The organism is Lonepinella sp. MS14435 (assembly GCF_042485795.1).
Taxonomy (GTDB): domain Bacteria; phylum Pseudomonadota; class Gammaproteobacteria; order Enterobacterales; family Pasteurellaceae; genus Lonepinella.
This window is the reverse complement of record NZ_CP169368.1, coordinates 274,677-292,673: the sequence shown is the minus strand read 5'-3', so window position 1 is coordinate 292,673 and position 17,997 is coordinate 274,677. Positions and strand designations below refer to the sequence as shown.

Sequence of the window (17,997 nt, the reverse complement as noted above, 5' to 3'; positions counted from 1 at the left end):
TTCAAAATTATTTTAAAATACCACGTGCTTTAAGCAGAGCGGTTTTAAAATCTTCTTCGTAATCTTTTTTGATCCCTGGAATAGGTTCATATTTATCTTTGCCGTGCATTTTGAGCTGATAAATAATCACTTCATCAGACAGCTCAGTGAGTGGTTTTTCAAAGCCAGCTTCATCTGCAATAGCTTGTAAAATTTGCATTAAACTCATTTCAGGGTCTTTATTAGACCAATAAGGCTGTAAAAGTTCCAAAACTTCATTTAAACGATGACATTTCATAATCTTTTCCTTTGTATTAAGATAGCTGACGCAGAATGATACTTGAATTAAAGGCGAATGACAAACAATGATAACGATAAGTGCGGTAATTTTAGCAGGTGGTAAGGCAAGGCGGATGCAAGGAGCGGATAAAGGGCTGCAAATTCTGGCTGGAAAGCCATTGGTTGAACATATTCTCCGCCGTTTACAGGTACAATTAGAGGATATTGCGATTAATGCTAATCGTCATATTGAACAGTACCAGCAATTTGGTTTACCTGTTTTTAGCGATGAATTAGTGGATTTTCAAGGACCATTAAGCGGAATATTAACGGGACTAAAACGGGCGGAAACCGATTATGTGTTATTTGTGCCTTGCGATTGCCCTTTTTTGCCGTTGAATTTGCTAGAGAAATTAAAAAGTGCGGTGTTAATTTCGCAAAGTTTAGTGGTTTATGCCAGCGATGGTGAACGTGAGCATCCAACGTTCTGTTTAATTTCTCGTCAATTATCCACCGCACTTTCTGCTTATTTACAGCAAGGTGAACGACGAATGTTGCAATTTATGTTGGAACAAGGGGCGGTTGCCGTGGATTTTTCCGAACAAAAAAACGCTTTTCGCAATTTTAATACCTTACAGGAGTTAGCCGATGCAAATCATCAAACGTTGTGATTGGGCTGGGGACTTGCCCATTTATCAAGATTATCACGATAAGGAATGGGGTAAGCCTGAATTTGATAGTCAGAAATTATTTGAGAAAATCTGCCTTGAGGGACAACAAGCAGGTTTATCTTGGATAACCGTTCTTAAAAAACGCGAGGCTTATCGTGAAGCCTTTTATCAATTTGATCCTGTAAAGATTGCACAAATGACGGAAAAGGATATTGATCGTTTAATGCGAAATGTGGGGTTAATTCGTCATCGAGCTAAGTTAGAAGCCATTGTTAAAAATGCCAAAGCCTATTTAGCCATGCAAAAGTGCGGTGAAAATTTTTCCGATTTTATTTGGGCGTTTGTTGATCATCAACCACAAATCAATGATGTACCCAGTTTGGATTGCATACCAGCCAAAACCGCCACATCAAAAGCGATGTCAAAGGCATTAAAGCAAAAAGGCTTCGTATTTGTCGGCGAAACCACGTGCTATGCGTTTATGCAATCGATGGGATTAGTCAATGATCACTTGAACGATTGTTTTTGTAAATAAAATGCCTTTTAATATGGTTTTCTTGTATAATCACCCTAATTTTAATCACGCAGAATGGTTAACCAAATGAAGAAAAATTATTATACGTTACTTTCTTTATCAATTTTGACCGCACTTTATAGTTCGAGCAGTTTGGCAAATATCGATGATTTACGTCAGCGTTGTTTAGCTGGCGTACCGCAAATTTCGGGCGAAGTTGTACAAGGTGATCTGAATGATCAGCCAGTTTATATTGAAGCGGATAAGGCGAATGTTGTTAATCCAAGCCGAGCGGTTTATAGCGGTGCGGTAGATTTCAAACAAGGTAATCGTCATTTACAAGCAGATGAAGTGGAAGTAACGCAATCGGGCGAGGGGGATAATGCACAGCGTTATGCCTATGTGCGTGGTCAGTTTGATTATAAAGATGATTTAATCAAAATTAACGGTGATAATGCCAAAGTGCATTTAAACAGTAAAGATACCGATATTGCGAATGCCAATTATCAATTAGTTGGTCGTCAAGGACGTGGTACGGCTGAAACATCAGAAATGCGTGCAGACTATCGTTTATTGAAAAATGCGACTTTTACATCTTGTTTGCCTGATGACAATGCGTGGCAAATTGATGCGAGTGAAATGAAGCAACACGTTCAAGAAGAATATGCCGAAATGTGGCATGCTCGTTTTAAAGTGGCTGGTGTGCCAGTTTTCTATACCCCATATTTGCAATTACCATTGGGTGATCGCCGCCGTTCAGGGTTGTTAATTCCAAGTGCAGGAAGTTCAAGCCGTGATGGTTATTGGTATGCTCAACCGATTTACTGGAATATTGCACCAAACTATGATGCAACATTTACCCCTAAATATATGTCACACCGTGGCTGGCAAATGAACGGTGAATTTCGTTATTTAAATGTGTTGGGTGAAGGAAAATTGGCAGGCGAATACTTAGGCAAAGATCGCTACAATGAATACGCCACATCTGATAGTGATAGAAAACGACATTTATTCTACTGGGCGCATAATGCTAAATTATGGGATAACTGGCGGTTAAACGTGAATTATACCAAGGTCAGTGATAAACGTTATTTCAGTGATTTTGATTCCGATTATGGTAGCAGTACCGATGGTTATGCAGATCAAACTGCTCGTTTAGCCTATTATCAACCAAACTGGAATTTTGCCGTTTCTATTAAAAAATTCCAAGTGTTTGATGACGTGGACATCGGACCGTATCGTGCCTTACCACAAATTGATTTTAACTATTATAAGAATGGTTTAGCCAATGGTTGGGCAGATTTCAAATTATTTGCTCAAGCAGTACATTTTGATAATGACAGTTCAAGTATGCCAACCGCATGGCGTTATCATGTTGAGCCAAGTGTTAATGTGCCATTATCCAATCGTTATGGTAGTCTAAATATTGAAACCAAACTTTATGCCACCCATTATCAACAAAAAGCAGGAACGGGAGTAGATGCGAATACGCAAAGTTCAGTTAATCGCGTGTTACCGCAAGTTAAAGTCGATTTACAAACTGTGTTAGCCAGCCAAAAAACTTTATTTAAAGGCTATACACAGACCATTGAACCGCATGTTCAATATTTATATCGTCCTTACAAAGATCAAAGTAATATCGGTTCAAAACAAAACTCCAGTTATTTAGGCTTAGGATACGATTCAGCCTTGTTACAACAAGATTATTATTCTCTATTCCGTGATCGCCGTTATAGTGGATTAGATAGAATTGCGTCTGCCAATCAATTTACCTTGGGGGGGACAACCCGTTTTTATGACAAAAATTCAGAAGAACGGTTTAATTTATCTTTAGGGCAAATAATTTATCTGAATAATTCTCGTATTGACGATACCACAGAGAACAGTACCACAGGGCGTTCATCTTCTTGGGCATTAGAAAGTAACTGGAAATTCAATGATAAATGGAGTTGGAAAGGTAGTTACCAATATGATACTCGTTTAGATGCGACATCATTGATGAATTCTACACTTGAATATAATCCAGAGCGTAATAATTTAGTCCAGTTGAATTATCGTTATGCGAGTAAGGAATATATTAACCAGAACTTAACCTCAAGTGTGAATCGTTACAACCAAGATATTCAACAAGTTGGAGCAGTAGTCGCTTGGGAAATCGCGGATAACTGGGCTGTGGTCGCTCGTTATTATCATGATGTTGCCTTAAACAAACCAGTAGAACAATATGCGGGAGTACAATACAACAGTTGCTGTTGGGCTGTGGGCGTGGGTATTCGGCGTTATTTAGTTAATGAAAACTCAAAACGTCAATATAGTGGTGAAAAAGATACCCTATATGATCATAGCATCGGGATTACCTTTGAATTACGAGGTTTAGGTGGCAACGATCACCGTAGTGGCATTGTGCAAATGTTAGATAAGGGTATGTTACCTTATATTAAATCGCCAGAGTTGTAATGGTTGGCTATCCTAAAACCAGCTTTCGGGCTGGTTTTTTTTTGTATTGAAAAACGTATCGCTATACACTACAATAGAAATAAATGTATTTAGGAATAAAGATGATACTTTCTTTTAAACACAAGGGGCTTGAGAAATTCTATTTAACAGGAAGTAAAGCAGGTATTCAAGCTCAACATTCGGCAAAACTTTCTCGTATATTGGCTCGTTTAGATAGTGCAAAAACACCACAAGATATGAATATCCTAGGTTGGAACTTACATACACTGGCTGGCAACTTACTCAATCATTGGAGTGTTAAAGTTAATGGTAATTGGCGGATTACCTTTAAATTAGAAAATGGACATGCTGAAGTTGTTGATTATCAAGATTATCACTAAGGGGAATATTTACAATGTCTATGTACAATCCACCGCACCCTGCGGAAATTATTAAACAAGATATTTTACCTGAACTAGGTTTAACCGTTACGGAAGCAGCCAAACAACTCGGTATAAATCGAGTAACATTCTCTCGTTTACTCAATGGCAAAGCGGGGATTAGTGCTGATATGGCGATCCGTTTGCATGCTTGGTTAGGGAAAAATAGTCCAAGTCCTGAAAGTTGGTTACACCAGCAAGCTAATTATGACTTATGGAAAGCAGAACAAAAACAACCGCCTAAGGTTATTGCGTATCAGACAATTTCTTCGTGAATAAAAAAACCACTCTATGCACAGAGTGGTTTTTTACAACATCAACCTAAAAACTGCGGTGCTTTTTCAGCCAGTTTTTATCCCACTAAAAAATACCGATACGCCACACTTTCCGTTACATCTTGATAGCTGTAACCGATTTTCTCTAGTTGTTGTGTAAATGCCGTAATACTTTCCTCTGCCACTTGGAAACCTGCTAACACATTCCCATAATCGGCACCATGGGCACGATAATGGAACAGTGAAATATTGGTATTGGTAGTATTCAAGGTCGCTAAGAAATTTATTAACGCCCCTTTTTGTTCAGGAAATTCAAAACTATATAAACGTTCGTTTAACTGGCTACTTGAACGCCCACCGATCATATAACGAATATGGGTTTTGGCAATTTCATCATCGGATAAGTCTTGCACATTGTAACCATTATCACGAAGCTGTTTGAGTATCGCTTGTTTTTCCTGTTCACCCGTAATACGCACACCGACAAAAATACACGCCTGTTTTTCATCTGCATAACGATAATTAAATTCTGTTACGGGATTTTGTCCGAGTATTTGACAGAATTTCAAGAAACTGCCCTGTTGTTCTGGAATGGTGACGGCAAACAAGGCTTCTTGTTTTTCGCCGATCTCACAACGTTCAGACACATAACGTAAGGTATGGAAATTTAAATTTGCCCCAGACAAAATATTCACTAGGGTTTCGCCTTGAATATTATGTTGTTTAACGTATTTTTTCAAACCAGCTAACGACAACGCACCAGAGGGTTCAGACACGGCACGGACATTTTCAAACATATCTTTCATGGCGGCACAAATTTCATCACCGTTCACCAGCACCACGTCATCAAGATATTGCTGGCAAAGACGGAAGGTTTCATCACCAATACGTTTGACCGCCACACCATCGGCAAATAAACCGACACGCTCTAAGTCCGTTGGCTCACCCGATTTTAATGCAGCATATAAACAAGCACTGTCTTTACTTTCGACACCGATGACTTTAATTTCAGGTAAAAGTTGCTTAATTAACACCGCGATTCCAGCCACTAAACCGCCACCGCCAACAGGGACAAAAATACGGTCAATTTTACTGTTTTGCTGTAATAATTCCATGGCTAATGAACCTTGCCCTGCGATCACGGCAGGGTGATCGAAAGGGGGAATAAAGGTCATTTGCTTGGTTTCTGAAAGCTCAATAGCTTTGGCTTTGGCTTCGTCAAAATTGGCACCGTATAATAACACTTCGCCACCAAAACCACGCACTGCATCAACCTTGATTGACGGTGTATTTTGTGGCATTACAATTAAGGCTTTTAGACCTAAATGTTGGGCAGATAATGCAACACCTTGAGCATGGTTGCCAGCAGAAGCAGCAATCACGCCAGCGGATTTTTGTGCATCGGTTAAACCCGCAATCATGGCATAAGCACCACGCAATTTGAAGCTATGCACAGGCTGACGATCTTCACGTTTCACCAGAATATGATTCGCCAAACGCTCCGATAATTTTGGCATCGCTTGCAATGGGGTAACTTGAGCTAATTCATACACTTTTGAGCTGAGTACTGCTCTTAAATATTCTGCACCAGTAGGCTGGTGAGATAAATTATTTGTCATTTTTTCACCGCAGTTTTTTTTATATTTTCCAGATTACCTAACAATTATGTTGATATAAATTTGCCCCCCTCAGTCCTTCGGACAGCTCCCCCCGTAAACAGGGGGAGCAAAGATAACATATTACTTCCTTCCCCCTGCTTGCGGGGGGAAGTCCCCGAAGGGGGAAGGGGGGCTATACTAATTTACAATTTCGTTTTATCTCGCACCGCACCTTTATCCGCCGATGTGGCGAAATGCCCGAATACTTTTAAGGCAAAAGACACTTCACGTTCACGGTTGGCTGGTTGCCAGCCTTTAACATCTTGTTCTGCACGGCGTTGGGCGAGTTCTTCATCAGAGACCAATAAATGAATCCCCCGATTTGGAATATCAATTTCAATCTTATCGCCGTCACGCACTAAACCAATCGCACCACCTGATGCGGCTTCTGGAGAACAGTGACCAATAGATAAACCTGATGTACCACCAGAAAAACGTCCGTCAGTTAATAAGGCACAGGCTTTACCTAAGCCCATGGATTTTAAATAGCTGGTTGGATAAAGCATTTCTTGCATACCAGGTCCACCTTTTGGACCCTCGTAACGAATAATCACAATATGCCCTGCTTTGACTTTACCGCCTAAAATGCCTGCTACCGCATCTTCTTGGCTTTCAAATACAATGGCTTCGCCCGTGAAATTCCAAATAGACTCATCGACACCAGCAGTTTTGACAATACAACCATCTTGAGCAATATTACCGAACAACACTGCCAAGCCACCTTCTTTAGTAATGGCATGTTCTTTGTTTCGAATACAACCATTTTCACGGTCATCATCTACGCTGTCCCAACGGCAATCTTGTGAAAAAGCCTGCGTAGTACGAATACCCGCAGGTCCTGCTCGATAGAATTTTAATAATTCAGGATCACGGTTGCGGATAATATCATATTGATTAAGCTGTTCTTCAAGGGTTAAACCTAACACCGTTTTGGTATGACGATGAATTAAACTTGCTCGATCTAATTCACCCACTAAACCCATAATACCGCCTGCACGATGTACGTCTTCCATGTGGTATTTATTGGTATTCGGGGCAATTTTGCTTAAACAAGGCACCTTGCGAGAAAGACGGTCAATATCCGCCATAGTAAAATCTACCCCTGCTTCCTGTGCAGTGGCTAATAAATGCAACACGGTATTACTGGATCCACCCATGGCAATATCTAAACTCATGGCATTTTCAAAGGCATCAAAGGTAGCAATAGAACGTGGCAGAACGCTTTCATCATCTTGTTCATAATAACGTTTGCATAGATCCACAATTTGACGACCTGCTTTTAAGAATAATTCCTTACGGTCAGCGTGAGTCGCCAGACAAGAACCATTACCTGGTAAACTCAAACCGAGTGCTTCGGTTAAACAGTTCATAGAGTTCGCGGTGAACATACCTGAACAAGATCCACAGGTTGGGCAGGCACTACGTTCAATGGCATCAATACGCTCATCACTGACATTTGGATCGGCGGCTTCGATCATCGCATCTACTAAGTCCAAACGAATTAATTGATCAGATAATTTGGTTTTGCCTGCTTCCATTGGACCGCCAGACACAAAAATCGCAGGGATATTTAACCGCATGGCTGCCATTAACATCCCTGGGGTGATTTTGTCGCAGTTAGAAATACACACCATAGCATCGGCACAGTGAGCGTTTACCATATATTCTACGCTATCGGCAATTAAATCTCGGCTTGGCAACGAATATAGCATACCGCCATGTCCCATTGCGATGCCATCATCTACCGCAATAGTATTAAATTCTTTGGCAACCCCACCTGCTTTTTCAATTTCTGCCGCCACTAATTGCCCTAAATCTTTTAAATGCACATGACCGGGTACAAACTGGGTAAAGGAATTAACCACAGCAATAATCGGTTTACCGAAATCGCCCTCTTTCATACCAGTAGCACGCCATAAGGAACGTGCGCCTGCCATATTGCGACCCTGTGTTGAAGTCGCTGAACGTAATTTAGGCATAGATAATCTCTCCAAAAATAATTTTACTGCTAATTTAAAATTTGTCGGGACGGGCTAATGTGTCCTCCCTAAAATTCCACTCCGTTTTTAACGAGCGGACACATCGGTCCACCACTACGGAAAAATCTTACTCACAAGTTACATCAACCACATCATGTAACTTAGTTAATTGATTGATCAATAAATGAATCTCTCGTTGGCTAGTCAGATGAATATCAAGCCAAACTTTGCCATTTTCGAGTTTCATTGTTAATTGTGTTACCGTATAACCACGCAGACGGATCACACGTAAAATACGTTCTAGTACTTCTGGGCTATGGTTGGCAACAATGGTTAATTCGTTTAATAACATCATCTACTCCACATCTAATTATCTAACATATCCGCATTGCAAGCACCGGGTGGTACTAACGGCCAAACATTATCTTCTGGTGGAATACAAACGTGCAAGAAATAAGCGGTTGGCGATTGTAATAAACGATCTAACGCCGCATTCACCTCGCTGGCTTTTTCAATACGTTCCCCAGCAATATCAAAGGCTTTTGCTAAAGTAACAAAATCAGGATTATCATCTAAAATAGTTGAACTATGGCGAGCATTAAAAAACAACGATTGCCATTGTCGCACCATGCCTAAACGTTGATTATCCAACAGCACAATTTTAACTGGAACATGGTAAGACTTCACTGCACCAAGTTCCTGAATATTCATCATAATTGAACCATCACCCGTGACTAAAATGACTTCATCTTGCGGACGGGCTTTTTTCGCCCCGATAGCTGCGGGCAAACCAAAACCCATGGTGCCGAAACCAGCCGAAGTAATAAAATTCTCAGGTGCATAATAATCAATATGTTGAGCCGACCACATTTGATGTTGTCCCACGTCGGTAACGATAATATCCGTTGGTGCTTTTTTATCAGAAATCTCATGTAATAACCAAGTAGGATTGATGCAATATTCCCCTTGATTTTTCCCATAAGTAAAATCAAATTGTTGTTTTAACTGATTAATTTTGTCACGCCAAGGTTGAATCGCTAATGCTTGGCTCAAGCCTTGAATTACCTGAATCAAGTCCCCTTGCAAAGCCACATCGGCACGGCGTAATTTATGAATTTCTGCCGCATCAATATCCGCATGAATCACTTTGGCATGGGGAGCAAAAGTGTCTAATTTACCTGTCACTCGGTCATCAAATCTCGCCCCCAGCACCACCAGTAAATCCGCTTCTTGCACCGCTAAATTCGCTGCTTTGGTACCGTGCATGCCAATCATGCCCATATAATAGGGGGTATTGGCTGGAATAGCACCTAACCCTTTTAAGGTAGAAATGCTTGGAATTTGAGTTATTTCAATGAATTGACGTAATGCCGCCGTGGCATTTGCCATACCGACTCCACCACCGATATACAGCACAGGTTTCTGTGAATTTTTTAATAATTGCACCGCACTTTCAAGTTTTTCAGGGTGAATTTTTTTCGCCACAAGTGCTGGATAAACTAACGGTTTAGCCTCTGTTGGGGCAAGTTGAATATCACGTGGAATATCCACTAATACAGGACCAGGACGACCACTACGGGCAATTTGAAAGGCTTTCGCCATAATTTCGGGTAATTCTTCCACCGATTGCACAATAAAACTGTGTTTGGTACAAGCCAACGATAACCCCAATACATCAGCTTCCTGAAAGGCATCTGTGCCAATTAAATGGCTTGCCACTTGACCTGTAATTGCGACTACAGGAATGCTGTCCATAAACGCATCACCTAACCCCGTCACTAGGTTTGCTGCTCCAGGTCCAGAAGTGGCAATACACACGCCTACGGTACCATTTCCCAAGGCTCTCGCATAGCCAATCGCTTCCATCGCCGCCCCTTGTTCATTGCGACAAAGAAAATGTTCAATGCCACAATCATAAAGTGCATCATAAGTTGGCATAATCGCCCCACCTGGGTAGCCAAACACGATGTTGACACCCTGAGCTTTCAGACATTCTGTAACTAATCTTGCTCCATTCATTGTTGTACCTGCAAATTCGTTATTGTTTTAGCGTAATCTGCTTCATTATAACGATCTTTCTTATTATTCCTACTATTTATTCATCAAAGTGCGGTCATTTTTTGGTGATTTTTGCTATAATTTTAAAAAATACCAGATTTAAGGATAAAAAATGCAAAACTTGCCTTTCCGTGCTGTGGTGTCCGATATGGACGGTACATTATTGAATGCTCATCATGTTGTCGGAGAATTTAGCACTGCCACCCTTGAAAAAGTTGCCGATAAAAATGTGGATATTATACTCGCCACAGGGCGTGGCTATCCAGATGTCGCCTTTATTTTAAATGAAATGCAGATTGAAAATGCTGCCATGATCACCTCAAACGGTGCGGAAGTGCATAATTTACAAGGGGATTTAATTTACAGCAATTATCTGCCCGAACAACTGGCTTTCGAGATTATGCAAGAACCCTTCGACCCAAAAAATATCTGTTTAAACAGCTATCAAGGGACGGAATGGTTTATTAATATTGATGTTCCCGAACTTAACAAATACCACAAACAAAGTGGTTTTACCTATCAAGTGGTGGATTTCGCTCAACATCATGCAAGAAACACTCAAAAAATCTTTTTTATCGGACGTACATTACAAGATTTATTACCTTTAGAGCAACACCTAAAAGAAAAATATGGCGATCAAACGACCATTATTTATTCCACGCCACAATGCCTAGAAGTGATGAATAAAAATGTCTCAAAAGCCACCGCACTTGCAGAGCTATTAAAGCAACGTGACTACGAATTATCGCAATGTATTGCTTTTGGTGACGGCATGAACGATCTCGACATGCTAACGGAAGTTGGCAAAGGTTGTATCATGGCAAATGCTGATCCGAGATTACTCACTGCCTTACCTGATTTAGAACGAATCGGATTGAATAAAGATGAATCAGTAGCCAGTTATTTGCGAGCAGTGTTTAGGGTTTTTTAGTCACTGTATTTGTATTAATACCCATTCATAAATTGAGCGTTTTATGCCATTTCCCTAATATAAGTAATATTATTGAGCAAAAACGAAAATTATTGTGATCTTTGTCACAAATTCGAAATAATGATATTTCTTTTGCGAAAAAGATAGAGTATTTTATCTTTGTGTTTTGACATTGGGGAGAATCTCATTATGAATCGAAATAAGAATTTACAACAAGCCAAAACAGACCGCGAATGGGATGTTGTGATTATTGGTGGTGGTGCCACGGGGTTGGGTATTGCTGTTGATGCCGCCAGTCGTGGTTTTTCTACCTTATTATTAGAACGTGTTGATTTTGCCAAAGGAACATCCAGCCGCAGTACCAAATTGGTACATGGCGGGGTGCGTTATTTAGCCCAAGGCGACATCGCTTTAGTACGAGAAGCCTTACGTGAACGTGGCAGACTCAGCAAAAACGCACCGCACTTATTCAAAAGTGAAACCTTTGTGATTCCAGGTGAAAAATGGTGGACGGCATATTATTATACCTTTGGACTGTGGTTATATGACCGTTTATCTGGCGATCTCAGTATTGGACACACCCGTTATTTAAACAAAAGCCAAGCCAATCAATCATTAAAAGGGGTCAAACCTGAAAAATTAAATAATGGTGTTTGCTATTATGATGGTCAATTTGATGATGCACGTTTAGCCGTTAATCTTGCTCAAACCGCCATTGAACAAGGTGCTTCTTTAGTCAATTATTGTGAAGTGGTTGGTTTGGATAAAAATACAACGAGTAAGATTTGTGGTGTACAAGCGAGAGATGTATTGAGTGGCGAAAGTTTTGCTGTAAGAACAAAATGTGTCATCAATGCGACAGGGGTCTTTACCAATGAAATCAACAGAATGGATAACCCCGATGAAATGGACGGTATCGTTCCAAGCCAAGGTATCCATATTGTGATTGATCGGGAATTTTTACCGAATGAGTCAGCTTTAATGGTGCCAAAGACATCCGATGGACGGGTTTTATTCGCTGTACCTTGGCATGATAAATTAGTAGTCGGTACAACCGACACGTTAGTGAAAAATGCGGAATATGAACCTCGTCCGTTAGAGCAGGAAGTGGAATTTATTTTACAAACTGCCAAAGATTATTTCGTCAAAGCACCAACTCGTGCAGATGTGCGTAGCGTATTTGTGGGCTTGCGTCCATTAGCAGCACCGAAAGGGGAAAATAAAAGTACCAAAGAAGTATCACGCAGTCATAAAATTCATATCAGTTCTTCTGGGTTGGTGGATATTATTGGTGGCAAATGGACAACCTATCGTCAAATGGCAGAAGATGCTTTAGATGCGGCGATGAAAGCCAATATTCTACCTAAAAAACAATGTGTGACTACGGACCTCAAAATTCATGGACATCATCCAGCAGATATGAACAGCCACCTTGGTTTTTATGGCAGTGACCGTACGTATATTGAACAGCTTGCGGCTAGTGACAGCAAATTGGGTAGCCGAATTCATCCAGATTATCCATTCCTTTATGCCGAAGCATTATGGGCGGTACGCGAAGAAATGGCACAAACCTTGGAAGATGTGTTAGCTCGCCGCATTCGTTTGTTATTTTTAGATGCAAGAGCAGCCTCAGCCGTGGCAGAAGATGTGGCAAATTATATTGCCCCTGAATTAAATAAAAATGCAGATTGGGTGGAACAACAAGTCAGCGAGTTCCGTCAGTTATGTAAACAATATCATTTTTAATACTCTTTAATCACATAGGAGAAACATTATGTTTGGTCCATTTAAACCTGCACCGCATATTGCGGAATTACCCGCAGACAAAGTTGACGCAAGATATAAACAATTACGTTGGCAAGTCTTTGCTGGGATTTTCTTTGGTTATGCCGCTTATTACTTTGTACGTGGTAACTTTGATTTAGCTCAAAAAGGATTAATTGAAGCAGGTATGTACAATAAAGCTGAGTTGGGATTTATTGGTTCAGCATTAGGTTTGGCATACGGTTTATCTAAATTCGTGATGGCGGGAATGTCTGATCGCTCGAATCCGAAAGTGTTTTTACCATTTGGTTTGTTTTTATCTGGTCTTTGCATGGTGTGTATGGGCTTAATGCCTTGGGCAACATCGGGTGTGATGATTATGTTTGCTCTCATTTTCTTAAATGGTTGGTTTCAAGGTATGGGGTGGCCTCCGTGTGGTCGTACAATGGTGCATTGGTGGTCTAAATCCGAACGTGGAACAATCGTGTCTATTTGGAATACCGCACATAACTTAGGCGGTATGGTGCCTGGGGCAATGGTATTATTAGCGAGTGCGATTTATTTTAATACGCACGGTGTACAAGCTACAGCGAAAGATGTGTGGCAACAAACTCTGTACTATCCTGGTATCGCCGCTATCGTAGTTTCATTCATCATTTACTTTGTGATGAAAGACACCCCACAATCTTGTGGTTTACCATCTATCGAAAAATGGCGTAATGACTATCCAGATAACTATGATGAAAAAACCAACGAACAAGAATTAACCACTAAAGAAATTTTCGTGACTTATGTGTTGAAAAACAAATTGTTATGGTATATCGCTATCGCAAACGTATTCGTCTATTTAATTCGTTATGGTGTATTAAAATGGTCGCCTGTGTATTTAGGTGAAGTGAAACACTTCAACATTAAAGGCACAGCTTGGGCGTACACTATTTATGAATTAGCTGCGATCCCTGGTACGTTATTATGTGGTTGGGTATCTGACAAAGTATTCAAAGGCAAACGTGGTTTAACTGGATTTATCTTTATGATTTTAACCACCATTGCAGTGGTTGCCTTATGGAAAAACCCAGCGACACCAGAAGCGGAATTAGCTAACTATGCCAACTGGTATGAAAATCCGTATCAATTAACCGACTTTATTTTAATGACCACTGTTGGTTTCTTAATCTATGGTCCTGTCATGTTAATCGGCTTACACGCCCTTGAACTTGCACCGAAAAAAGCCGCTGGTACTTCCGCAGGTTTTACAGGTTTATTCGGTTATCTTGGCGGTACTGTTTCCGCTTCAGCGATCGTTGGTTGGGCAGCAGAATACTACGGTTGGGACGGCGGTTTCTATGTGATGATCACAGGTGGTGTTTTAGCTATTATCTTACTCTTTATCGTAATGGTCGAAGAAGGTAAACACAAAGCAAGATTAGCGGATCACTATGGTAAATAATTAATTTCATGTATTAAGGAACGATACAATATATCGTTCCTTAGTTTTATCAATAAAGATAAGGAGATTTCCAATGAAACTAAGCAAACTAACTTTAGCATTAGCTATGTCAACCTTTATTGGGTTAGTAAACCCTATTCAAGTGCAAGCGGCAGATCACTCTCAAAATAAGATTGTTATCGCTCACCGTGGGGCGAGTGGCTACTTACCTGAACATACTTTAGAATCAAAGGCGTTGGCTTTCGCTCAAAAGGCAGATTATTTAGAACAAGATCTTGCGATGACAAAAGACAATCGTTTGATTGTTATTCATGACCATTTTTTAGATGGTTTAACCGATGTTGCGAAAAAATTTCCTGACCGTCATCGTCCTGATGGTCGTTACTACGTGATTGATTTTACCTTAGATGAAATTCAAAGCCTGAATATGACCGAGAATTTTAAACTAGAAAATGGTAAACAAGAACAGGTTTACCCAAATCGTTTCCCTATGTGGAAATCCCATTTTAAAATTCATACTTTCGAAGATGAACTAGAATTTATCCAAGGTTTGGAAAAATCAACAGGTAAAAAAGTAGGCATTTATCCCGAAATCAAAGCCCCTTGGTTTCATCATCAAAATGGCAAAGATATTGCACTTGAAGTATTAAATGTATTGAAAAAATACGGTTATACGCATAAATCCGATCCTATTTATTTACAGACTTTTGATTTTAATGAATTAAAACGTATTAAAAATGAATTAATGCCAAAACTGGGTATGGATTTAAAATTGGTTCAACTAGTGGCTTATACCGACTGGCATGAAACCGAAGAAAAGGACAATCAAGGTCAATGGGTCAACTATAATTATGATTGGATGTTTAAATCGGGTGCGATGCAAGAAGTTGCGAAATATGCAGACGGAGTCGGACCAGGTTGGTATATGTTGGTGGACGATAAAACATCTAAATTAGGTGATATTAAATTAACCCCAATGGTACAAGATATTGCCAAAACGAAATTAGAACTTCACCCTTATACGGTTCGTAAAGATGCCTTACCTGAATTTTTTAGTGATGTTAATCATATGTATGATGTGTTATTAAACAAATCGGGGGCAACAGGGGTATTTACGGATTTTCCAGATACAGCGGTGGAATTTTTACATCGTAAATAGTCTAATCTGATAAAAAGATAAGCTAATATGAATAGAGGTATAGTCGATTTAGAAAATAGAACTATTTTTTCTACTATGCCTCATTTTATTACTCTTGCCCCAGTACAATCGTCACATCGGACAACGCCAACCGTTCCTTAATAGACGGTGGCAAAAGTCCATCTGTCACAAAATAATCCACATCAGTTAAGTTTCCCAATTTTACCATAGCATGTCGATTAAATTTAGAGTGATCGGATACCAGCAAGGTTTGGCGTGAATTTTCGATAATTGCACGTTTTACTTGCACTTCGTGGTAATCGTAATCTAATAAAGAGCCGTCTAAATCAATGCTACTAATGCCTAAAATGCCGAAATCTAAACGGAATTGTGAAATAAACGCTACGGTGGCTTCGCCAATAATACCACCGTCTTGACGTAATGTTCCCCCTGCCATGGTGATATGGAAACTGTCGTTTTTCATTAAAATGTGAGCAGCGTTGATATTGTTCGTTACGATACGTAAATCTTTATGGCTTAACAACGCATTTGCTACGGCTTCGGCGGTAGTACCAATGTCAATAAATAATGATGAACCATTGGGAATCAGCTTTGCCGCGGCTTGGGCGATTTTATTTTTTTCTTGCGATAGAAATTCTTTACGATCGGCATAATCACTATTTTCTGCGGAAGAAGGGTGTGCCGCACCACCGTGGTGACGGCGAATAAGATCTTGTTCTGCTAGGGTATTCAGATCTCGCCGAATAGTTTGTGGACTCACGTTTAAAATATCGACTAATTCTTCCGTGCTGACATAGCCTTCTTGTTTAACCAGATCGATAATTTTCTGATGACGAACAGATTGTTTCATGGTGATTATCCTTATTACCTTTCACAATATTGCTGAATAAACGCTATTTTACCATTTTTGCGGTATATTTTGGTCTATGGGGGTTTTGTGATAGCTTGATAAAAATAAGGCAAACTATAAGTTTGCCCATTATTCTGTAAATAGAATTATACGTTATCAATTTGTCCCAACAATGAACGTAAACGTTCTTGCCAGCTATCGTGTTCCATTTTTAATTGCTCGTTTTCATTGCGTAACGCATCATAGGCTTGTTGAGCTTGTTGATTTCTGTCTTTTAATTCTTCTACTTCTAATTGAAGTAATTGAATAGTTTCAACTGCTTGTCGGATTTTGCCTTCTAACTGATCTAAAATTTCTAATGACATAATAAATTCCTTTCAAAAATAACGTGAGAGTATGCCAGTTATTCTACCCATATATGCTAGGTTTTAAAAGTAGCAAATGAGAAAAAATAGTTATTACTGCGAATTTTTTAATACAAGGCTTAATGCAGGTGCTAAAATAAAGGAAATTTTATTTAATAATAAGGAACTGTAAAATGAACAGATTATTAGCCATTGAGTTTTCTCGTATTACCGAAGCGGCAGCCTTAGCCGCTTTTGCTTGGTTAGGACGTGGTGACAAAAATGCGGCAGATGATGCGGCGGTGAAAGCCATGCGTTTTATGCTCAATCAAATGGAAATGGATGCGGAAGTGGTGATTGGTGAGGGCGAAATTGATCAAGCACCAATGTTGTATATCGGTGAAAAATTAGGGACTGGCAAAGGTGAACAGATCGCCATTGCGGTTGACCCGATTGATGGTACAAGAATGACCGCAATGGGACAATCTAATGCCATTTCTGTATTAGCAGCAGGTGGTAAACAAACCTTTTTGCGAGCACCAGATATGTATATGGAAAAATTGGTTGTCGGTGCGGAAATGAAAGGAATGATCGATTTATCTTTACCGATTGAACAAAACCTACGCCGAGTGGCACAAAAATTAGGTAAATCCATGAGCCAAGTGACGGTAATGGTGTTAGCTAAACCACGTCATGATCAAGTGATTAAAAATATTCAGCAACTGGGTGCCAGAGTATTAGCTATTCCTGATGGAGATGTGGCAGGTGCATTATTATGTTGTTTACCTGATGGCGGTGTCGATATGCTATACGGTATCGGTGGAGCCCCTGAGGGAGTAGTAACCGCAGCAGCAGTGCGTGCGTTAGGTGGTGATATGCAAGCACGTTTATTACCACGTAATCAGGTCAAGGAAGATACTCCAGAAAATCAAAAAATAGCGGAAGATGAAATTCGTCGTTGTACACAAAATGGTATAGTGGTTAATCAAATTTTACGTTTAGAAGATTTAGCCAAAGATGATAATTTAGCTTTTGTCGCTACAGGAATTACCAATGGTGAACTATTAAAAGGGATTCAACGTAAAGGTAATCTTGCTATCACCGAAACCTTGTTAATTCGGGGTAAATCTCGCACGATTCGTCGTATCCAGTCAACCCATTATTTAGATCGTAAAGACGCAGAAATATATGATTTAATTGGGGAATAAAG

General features: G+C 39.9%; 17 protein-coding genes. 10 read left to right on the top strand and 7 right to left on the bottom strand.

Features of this window, described 5'->3' with window-relative positions; all coding sequences use genetic code 11:
* Window positions 1–7: 7 nt before the first annotated feature.
* Window positions 8–277: a YihD family protein gene (locus O1Q80_RS01415; RefSeq protein ID WP_386695213.1), complete on the bottom strand. Its 270-nt coding sequence runs from the start codon at window positions 275–277 to the stop codon at window positions 8–10.
* Window positions 278–344: 67 nt separating this feature from the next.
* Here O1Q80_RS01415 and mobA point away from each other — a divergent pair, with 67 nt between their 5' ends.
* The 5 genes from mobA to O1Q80_RS01390 all read left to right on the top strand — a co-directional run bounded on the left by mobA (window position 345) and on the right by O1Q80_RS01390 (window position 4,594).
* Window positions 345–929 (top strand): molybdenum cofactor guanylyltransferase MobA, encoded by a 585-nt coding sequence (mobA, locus tag O1Q80_RS01410; protein WP_386695212.1) that lies wholly within the window; start codon window positions 345–347, stop codon window positions 927–929.
* Window positions 907–1,464, top strand: a complete 558-nt coding sequence (locus O1Q80_RS01405) for a DNA-3-methyladenine glycosylase I (RefSeq protein ID WP_386695210.1) — start codon at window positions 907–909, stop codon at window positions 1,462–1,464. Before mobA ends, O1Q80_RS01405 begins: the two co-directional genes overlap by 23 nt.
* Before the next feature lie 66 nt (window positions 1,465–1,530).
* Window positions 1,531–3,900: an LPS assembly protein LptD gene (lptD, locus tag O1Q80_RS01400; protein WP_386695208.1), complete on the top strand. Its 2,370-nt coding sequence runs from the start codon at window positions 1,531–1,533 to the stop codon at window positions 3,898–3,900.
* A 101-nt stretch (window positions 3,901–4,001) separates the two neighbouring features.
* The gene (locus O1Q80_RS01395) at window positions 4,002–4,280 is read left to right on the top strand and encodes a type II toxin-antitoxin system RelE/ParE family toxin (RefSeq protein ID WP_386695206.1); all 279 of its coding nucleotides are present in this window, start codon (window positions 4,002–4,004) and stop codon (window positions 4,278–4,280) included.
* Window positions 4,281–4,294: 14 nt separating this feature from the next.
* Window positions 4,295–4,594 (top strand): HigA family addiction module antitoxin, encoded by a 300-nt coding sequence (locus tag O1Q80_RS01390; protein WP_386695204.1) that lies wholly within the window; start codon window positions 4,295–4,297, stop codon window positions 4,592–4,594.
* A gap of 77 nt (window positions 4,595–4,671) precedes the next feature.
* Here the strand turns inward: O1Q80_RS01390 and ilvA are convergent, their stop codons facing one another.
* The 4 genes from ilvA to ilvG all read right to left on the bottom strand — a co-directional run bounded on the left by ilvA (window position 4,672) and on the right by ilvG (window position 10,250).
* A complete protein-coding gene (ilvA, locus tag O1Q80_RS01385; RefSeq protein ID WP_386695202.1) occupies window positions 4,672–6,213 on the bottom strand; it encodes a threonine ammonia-lyase, biosynthetic in 1,542 nt (513 codons plus the stop codon).
* Between the two features lie 182 nt (window positions 6,214–6,395).
* A complete protein-coding gene (gene ilvD, locus O1Q80_RS01380) occupies window positions 6,396–8,231 on the bottom strand; it encodes a dihydroxy-acid dehydratase (RefSeq protein WP_386695200.1) in 1,836 nt (611 codons plus the stop codon).
* A 127-nt stretch (window positions 8,232–8,358) separates the two neighbouring features.
* Window positions 8,359–8,586: an acetolactate synthase 2 small subunit gene (ilvM, locus tag O1Q80_RS01375; RefSeq protein ID WP_386691812.1), complete on the bottom strand. Its 228-nt coding sequence runs from the start codon at window positions 8,584–8,586 to the stop codon at window positions 8,359–8,361.
* A gap of 11 nt (window positions 8,587–8,597) precedes the next feature.
* Window positions 8,598–10,250 (bottom strand): acetolactate synthase 2 catalytic subunit, encoded by a 1,653-nt coding sequence (ilvG, locus tag O1Q80_RS01370; protein ID WP_386688885.1) that lies wholly within the window; start codon window positions 10,248–10,250, stop codon window positions 8,598–8,600.
* Window positions 10,251–10,401: 151 nt separating this feature from the next.
* Here ilvG and O1Q80_RS01365 point away from each other — a divergent pair, with 151 nt between their 5' ends.
* The 4 genes from O1Q80_RS01365 (at window position 10,402) to glpQ (ending at window position 15,593) form a co-directional block, all read left to right on the top strand.
* Entirely contained in the window at window positions 10,402–11,220 is an 819-nt protein-coding gene (locus tag O1Q80_RS01365) for a Cof-type HAD-IIB family hydrolase (RefSeq protein ID WP_386688887.1), read from the top strand.
* 189 nt (window positions 11,221–11,409) lie between these two features.
* Window positions 11,410–12,966: an FAD-dependent oxidoreductase gene (locus O1Q80_RS01360; RefSeq protein ID WP_386695198.1), complete on the top strand. Its 1,557-nt coding sequence runs from the start codon at window positions 11,410–11,412 to the stop codon at window positions 12,964–12,966.
* Window positions 12,967–12,994: 28 nt separating this feature from the next.
* Entirely contained in the window at window positions 12,995–14,434 is a 1,440-nt protein-coding gene (gene glpT / locus O1Q80_RS01355; protein ID WP_386691804.1) for a glycerol-3-phosphate transporter, read from the top strand.
* Between the two features lie 106 nt (window positions 14,435–14,540).
* Window positions 14,541–15,593, top strand: coding sequence for a glycerophosphodiester phosphodiesterase (glpQ, locus tag O1Q80_RS01350; RefSeq protein ID WP_386696123.1), 1,053 nt, complete (start codon window positions 14,541–14,543; stop codon window positions 15,591–15,593).
* 88 nt (window positions 15,594–15,681) lie between these two features.
* Here the strand turns inward: glpQ and O1Q80_RS01345 are convergent, their stop codons facing one another.
* Together O1Q80_RS01345 and zapB are read right to left on the bottom strand one after the other, a co-directional pair.
* Window positions 15,682–16,443: a DeoR/GlpR family transcriptional regulator gene (locus O1Q80_RS01345; RefSeq protein WP_386695196.1), complete on the bottom strand. Its 762-nt coding sequence runs from the start codon at window positions 16,441–16,443 to the stop codon at window positions 15,682–15,684.
* A 146-nt stretch (window positions 16,444–16,589) separates the two neighbouring features.
* Window positions 16,590–16,808, bottom strand: coding sequence for a cell division protein ZapB (gene zapB / locus O1Q80_RS01340; protein ID WP_386688895.1), 219 nt, complete (start codon window positions 16,806–16,808; stop codon window positions 16,590–16,592).
* Between the two features lie 173 nt (window positions 16,809–16,981).
* On the opposite strand from zapB, the gene glpX reads away from it, so the two are divergent.
* Entirely contained in the window at window positions 16,982–17,995 is a 1,014-nt protein-coding gene (gene glpX, locus O1Q80_RS01335) for a class II fructose-bisphosphatase (protein WP_386695194.1), read from the top strand.
* The last annotated feature ends 2 nt before the right edge of the window (window positions 17,996–17,997 follow it).